This is a genomic window from Variovorax paradoxus EPS (assembly GCF_000184745.1).
Taxonomy (GTDB): Bacteria; Pseudomonadota; Gammaproteobacteria; order Burkholderiales; family Burkholderiaceae_C; genus Variovorax; species Variovorax paradoxus_C.
Genome location: NC_014931.1, coordinates 4,650,390 through 4,656,569 on the forward strand (window position 1 = coordinate 4,650,390; position 6,180 = coordinate 4,656,569).

The 6,180-nt window shown below is 65.2% G+C and carries 4 protein-coding genes; 3 read left to right on the forward strand and 1 reads right to left on the reverse strand.

The genetic code is table 11. The features are described from left to right. Positions 1-18: 18 nt before the first annotated feature. The gene (locus VARPA_RS21535; protein WP_013542700.1) at positions 19-1,698 is read right to left on the reverse strand and encodes a cyclic peptide export ABC transporter; all 1,680 of its coding nucleotides are present in this window, start codon (positions 1,696-1,698) and stop codon (positions 19-21) included. Positions 1,699-1,979: 281 nt separating this feature from the next. Between VARPA_RS21535 and fhuF the strand changes: the two genes are divergently transcribed. The 3 genes from fhuF to VARPA_RS21550 all read left to right on the forward strand — a co-directional run bounded on the left by fhuF (position 1,980) and on the right by VARPA_RS21550 (position 6,125). After that, positions 1,980-2,774, forward strand: coding sequence for a siderophore-iron reductase FhuF (gene fhuF, locus VARPA_RS21540; RefSeq protein WP_041942989.1), 795 nt, complete (start codon positions 1,980-1,982; stop codon positions 2,772-2,774). 121 nt (positions 2,775-2,895) lie between these two features. Beyond that, positions 2,896-3,738, forward strand: a complete 843-nt coding sequence (locus tag VARPA_RS21545) for a hypothetical protein (RefSeq protein WP_013542702.1) — start codon at positions 2,896-2,898, stop codon at positions 3,736-3,738. Between the two features lie 323 nt (positions 3,739-4,061). Further along, complete coding sequence (locus VARPA_RS21550; RefSeq protein ID WP_234974805.1) at positions 4,062-6,125, forward strand: TonB-dependent siderophore receptor; 2,064 nt, start codon at positions 4,062-4,064, stop codon at positions 6,123-6,125. The last annotated feature ends 55 nt before the right edge of the window (positions 6,126-6,180 follow it).

Genomic DNA, 6,180 nt, shown 5'->3' on the forward strand with positions numbered 1-6,180 from the left:
TCGAAAAGGCGCGGGCCTTCACGCGGCGAGGCTTGTCGGGGCGCGGGCCCGGTCTTCTGCAATGCGTCCGGCCTTCATGGTGATCACGCGATCGGCCAGGTGGAAGTAGCGGTCGTCGTGCGAGATGACCACCAGCAGGTGGCCCTTGGCACGCAGCTCGGGCAACAGCTCGGTATAGAAGAGATGGCGGAAGGTCGGGTCCTGGTCGGCCGCCCATTCGTCGAACACCAGCACCGGCCGGCCTTCGAGGTAGGCATGCACCAGTGCCAGCCGCTTGCGCTGGCCGGTCGACAGATCCACGGTGCTGAAGGAGCCGTCCTTGATGCTCACCTTGTGGGCGATTTCCAGGCGCTGCAGGTAGGGCAGCGCGGCCTGCGGCAATGCATGCATGCCCTCTTCGCCCTTCTCGTTCGCGACCAGGTCCTCAAACAGATAGAAATCGGCGAACACAGTCGTGAACAGTTGCCGGTAGTCGTCGCGGGCCTCGGGCGTGACCACAACACCGTCGATCAGCACATCGCCCTGCTGCGGCGCGTAGAGGCCCAGCAGCAGCTTGATCAACGTGGTCTTGCCGGAGCCGTTGTCGCCCACCACGAACACCATTTCGCCGCGGCGAAGCTCCAGGTCGATCGGCCCGAGCACGAAGGGCTCGCCGCCATCGGGTGCATCGAAGGCATAGCGCACGCCGCGCATGCCGATGTCGCGGGTGACCGTGGCGCCGCTGCCCGGTCGCTCCAGGTGCAGATGGGGCTCGGGCGTGGCGAAGCGCGCCGACAGGTCGGCGATGCGCTGGAACGCGACCTTGGCGCGTCCCACGTTGGGCAGCGTGCCGGCGATCTGGTCGATCGGCCCCTTCAGGAACAGCATCACCAGCACGAAACCGCTGAGCACCACGGGCTCGGTGCTGCGAAACGCGGCCCAGCCCAGGATCAGCGCGATCAGCAGGAAGAACAGGGCAGAGCCGAAGGCGGTGGCGATCACATAGGTGTTGATGGCACGACCGTTGACGCTGCGGATCTTGTCGACGATGTGCTCGATCTGCTCGCCGAACATGCGCGTGCGGCGCTCGCGGTGCATGCGCAGTTCCTTCGCACCCTCGCTGATCGAGCGGTAGGCCTTGTGCAGCTGGTCTTCGTGTTCGCGCGCCTTCCAGAAGCCGACCTCGGCGCGGGTCTGCGCCAGGATCTGGATGGTGGCGCCGAGCACCAGCGCCAGCATCAGAAGGCCGAACAGCGGCAGCGACAGCCAGGCGAGATAGACCAGGCACCCCAGCGCAACGGCCACCGCGATCAGCGTGGAAGAAAGCACGAAGGCCGCATCGCTGATCATGTCCACGTCCTGCGACAGCACGGGCATCAGGCGGTGAGTGCGGTAGCGCTCCAGCGCGTCGATGGGCGCCGAAAGAATCTTCTGCGCCAGGCTCTTGCGCACCTGGGCCACCAGGCGCTGGCCGACGAAATTGGTCGAGACGTCCGAGGCCATGCGACCGAACAGCGCCAGCAGGCACAGGCTGATGAAGGTCAGCAACAGCCCCCCGGCCATGCCGCCTTCCTGATTCAGCACTTCGTTGATGGTGCGCAGCAGGGCGACCGTGGCAATGCCCGAGCAGATGCCGGTGACCGCGGACAGCACGATCCATGGCACGAAGGGTTTCAGCAGGTGCGAGGCTTCTGCGGCGGTGCCGCTTTTGGATGTCATGCAAGGACTCTTTCCGCCCTGAAGGCGACTACGACTGCGCTCCGGCCGCGCGAAATGCTCGCCGCCGAGCCGGAACTGCCTGGAGGAACCCTGTCCGGCGCGGACACGGATTCCGGACGGCACGACGCCGTCCATTGGGTAGACGGTTGGGCCTCGCCGATGTTCATCGGCGACCGCGGCCAGGGCCGACGCACGGAAGCAGGATGAACATGCGACGCGCCAGAACGTCTTGTCTAGATGCATCGCGCGCATTGCTTCAACACATTTCCGCAGGCCGGCTCTTGATCCCGCTGCTGAAGCCCATCTTCCAGGGTGCGCTGGCACCGTTCGGCGAAAAATTGCAGTGCGCGGCAACCGCTCCCTCAGACGCCGTGCGCATCGAGGACCTGCTGCAGCACGACACGCTCCTTGCACTGATGCATCGGCAGGCCGGGTTCAGGCGCAGCACGGGCAGCGACCTGCGGGCCGTGGCATCCGCATGGACCCTGGAATACCTCGGGGCCTTGCTGCCGCCGGTCGTGGCGGCCGCCAGCGTGCTGCAGCATGTCTTTCCGATGTCGGCTTCGCAGGTCTGGGTCCGACTGGATGGCGATGGCGACCCCGTGACCTTTCACATCCGGGACATGGGCGAGTCCCGCGCCGGCACCGGTACCGCGCAACGGTACGGGCCCTTGCTGTGGCTGCATCTGCAGCCGCTCTTCACGGCGCTCGGCGAACTGACGCGCGTGGCCCCGAAGATCCTGTGGGGCAATGCGGCGCGCAACTTCGAGTCCGTCCTGGACCAGGCACTGGCGCTCACCGGCGCGGCGGCGCCCATTCTTCGGGACAGGGAGCACCTGCTGCAAAGTCCCGACTGGCCGCAGGATCGCGAGGGCCGACCATGCACCAATCCTCTGCATGGCCGACAGCGCGTGGTCCATCGGCTGCAGGAAGGTCGGCACGCCCCCCTGAAGCTGCATCGGCAATGCTGCCTCAACCACCTGCTGCCCGGCGAGCGGCACTGCGGCGCCTGTCCGCTGGCTCCCCAGTATCGTCAGGGCGAAGACCAAGGCGAGATCGACGCCCCGGTGGTCTGAACACGGTCGCGATGAACAGATCGCGGGCTGTTGCGTCTTTCCTGAAGGAGCCGGCACAGGCCCCGTGCTTCCTCACGCCCGTTCGCCGAACCGGCATTCATCCACTCACATCGCAACTCCCATGTCCAAGGCAAAGCTCGTATACATCCTGTCCTTGAGAAACGCCGCCGCCGACAAGGCCGGCCAGTACATCGACTTCAAGGGCGAGCAGCGCTACATGAAGTCGCCGCTCGAATACCTGGCCGAGGCGCTCGACACCACACCGCTGGGCGATGCTTATTCGCTCGAGGGCATCGTGTACGACGACGACGAGCAGTCGCCGCGCGACCAGGCAGTGCTGGCGGACTACGGCTTCGCATGGCACCCCGACCGGAAATGGATCTTTCCGAAAGACCTGCAGGCCCAGGGCAAGCTGCTGCGCAACATGCTGCATGCCGTTCCCTCGGCCTACCGGCGTCTGCCGCTGGATTCGGACGATCGGGTCCCGGCGAAGAGCGCCTACGAGCGCACCCTGCTCGACAAGCTGCTGACCCTGCAGGCCGACGTGGTCGTGCTCGACGGCCTCCTGATCATCCTGGACGAGCTGGTGCGGCCCGGCGCGCACTTCCATCGGAAGATGGTCAACATCCACCCCGGCATCACGCGCATCGAGTCGCCGTACGAGCGCCGCGGCGCCTGCGCGACGCTGGATGCGCTGCACGGCGTGCAGGGCCGGAAGGTGGTGAACTGGACCACGATGGAAAAGGTGCCGGCACCCACCATCACGAAGACCGGCGCCTCGCTGCACTACGTGGACAACGGCATCGATTCAGGTGAAGTCATCTTCGACGTGCTCGGCACTGACATCGAGCCCGGCGACTCGATCCTCGAGCTGCGTTGGAACAACTTCAATCTCAGCCTCTTCCCCGCACTCCACCAGGGCTTGGACTTGTTGTCACCTCACGTCCGACGCGCGGCGCAATAAGCGCGCATGCATAGCCAAGACCATCCACATCCGCAAACGGAAAGAGCAGCGCACTCAACGATACGGTGCTTGGTCGAGGGGCAACGCCCAAAAACGTTGTGCCATCACAACCATGCTGTGCGATTTTGATAAACGAATAAGAACCATTCTCATTAGAATCCGCCCGGTTCAATACTTACTAAGTCCTCCTTATGCGCACTCTTGCCCTGCCCCGCCAACGCTTGTTGAGTGCTTCGCTCGCGGCGGCTTTCGGAACTGCCTCGGCCTTTTGGGGGCCCTACGCTGCGGCCCAGACCTCAGCCACGCCACCCGCGTCCAGCGCGATGCTGCCCGCCGTGACCGTGAGCGCCGACTCGGAGGACTCCGGCACGGGTCATGTGAACGGCTACGTGGCCAAGCGCAGCACCACGGGCTCCAAGACCGACACGCCGATCATCGAGACGCCGCAATCGATCTCCGTCATCACGGCCGACCAGATCAGCACCATGGGCGCATCGCGCCTGACCGATGCCCTGGCCTACACCGCGGGCGTGAAGAACTTCGACGGCTACGACAGCCGCTACGACTGGCTCACGCTGCGCGGCTTCGACGCCTACTCGCCCGGGTTCTACCTGGACGGCATGCAGATGCGCAACAACGCCGGCTACTCGGTGTGGCGCCTCGAAGGCTACGGCGCCGAGCGCATCGAAGTCCTGCGCGGCCCCTCGTCGGTGCTGTATGGACAGGGCGGTCCCGGCGGCATGATCAACGTCGTCAGCAAGCGCCCGACCGCAGAGCCCCTGCGCGAGATCCAGGTTCAGGTGGGCAACCATTCGCAGCGCCAGGTCGCATTCGATTTCTCTGGACCTATCGATGCCGAGGGCAAGCTGTTGTATCGCCTCACCGGCCTGGGCCTGGACAGCAACACCCAGGTCAACTACGTCGGCGACAAGCGGCAGTTCCTCGCACCCTCGCTGACCTGGCGCCCTTCGGGCGATACCTCGCTCACGGTGCTCGCCCACTACGCGAAAGTCAACGCCGGCAACTCGTACGGCTTCCTCCCCCCGCAGGCCTCGCTGCTCTCGTCGCCCAACGGCCGCATTCCGACGTCGACCTTCGTCGGCGAGCCCGGCTTCGACCGCTTCAAGCAGAACCAGTGGGACATCGGCTACCTCTTCGAGCACCGCTTCAACGACACCTGGACCGTGCGGCAGAACGCCCGCTACGGCCAGATCAAGACCGACTATCGCCAGATCTACGCCAACGGCTTCGTCACCAACAATCCCGACGATCCCGCAGACCCCTCCAACTTCCGGACCATCAACCGGTCCGTCTTCGCCAGCAGCCCGGAGCAGGGCAAGGTCTTCAACCTCGACAACCAGGTGCAGGCCAAGGTTCGCGCGGGCGATTGGCAGCACACGGTACTGCTCGGCGTGGACTACCAGCGCAGCGTCTTCGACCAGGTGATGTACTACGGCGAAGCGCCGACGCTCGACGTCTTCGCGCCCGTGTACGGCCAGTCCTTCACCATGCCCGACCCGAATGTCAGCGCACGGGTGAAGCTGGTCCAGACCGGCATCTACCTGCAGGACCAGATCAAGTGGAACGACCGCTGGGTCGCCACCTTCGGCGGACGCTACGACCGGGCCACCGTCGCCACCGACAACCACCTGGACGAAAGCACGTCGCGCCAGTCCGACCACAAGTTCAGCGGGCGCGCGGGACTGGTCTACCTGGCGCCCAACGGCCTGGCGCCCTACGTCAGCTACTCGGAGTCGTTCTCGCCTTCGACCACGCTCAATCCGGAAACCAAGCAACCGTTCAAGCCCGAAACCGGCAAGCAGTACGAAGCGGGCCTGCGCTACCAGCCGCCGGGCACCAAGGACAGCTACAGCGCGGCCATCTTCGACCTGCGCCGCAAGAACATCGTGACCTTCGATACGGACGCCACGGCCCGGCAGACCGGCGAGGTCCGGGTGCGCGGACTGGAACTCGAGGCGACGTTCCAGCCGATCTCCAGGCTCAACGTGATCCTTGCCTATTCCTGGACGCCGTCCGCCAAGATCACGGCCGACAGCAACCCGAAAAAGCTCGGCAAGCAGCTCATCGCCACGCCGAGGAACCAGCTTTCGGCATGGACCGACTACCGCTTCAGCAATGGCGTGAAGGTCGGCTTGGGTGCCCGCTTCGTCGGGGCTACGCATGGAGGCAACAGCTCTTCGCCGGCCAAGATTCCGTCGGTCACCTTGTTCGACGCCATGCTGGGCTATGACTTCGAGCGCTGGAGCCTCGCGCTCAACGCGCGCAACCTCACGGACAGGATTTACGTCGGCCGCAGCTGCGACACCTACAGCTGCGGTTATGGCGAGCGCCGCAAGCTGATCGCCACCGCGACCTACCGCTGGTAAATGCCGGCCGCAGGCCGTCGCAGGCGACATCGCCTGCGACGGCCTGCGATCAAAA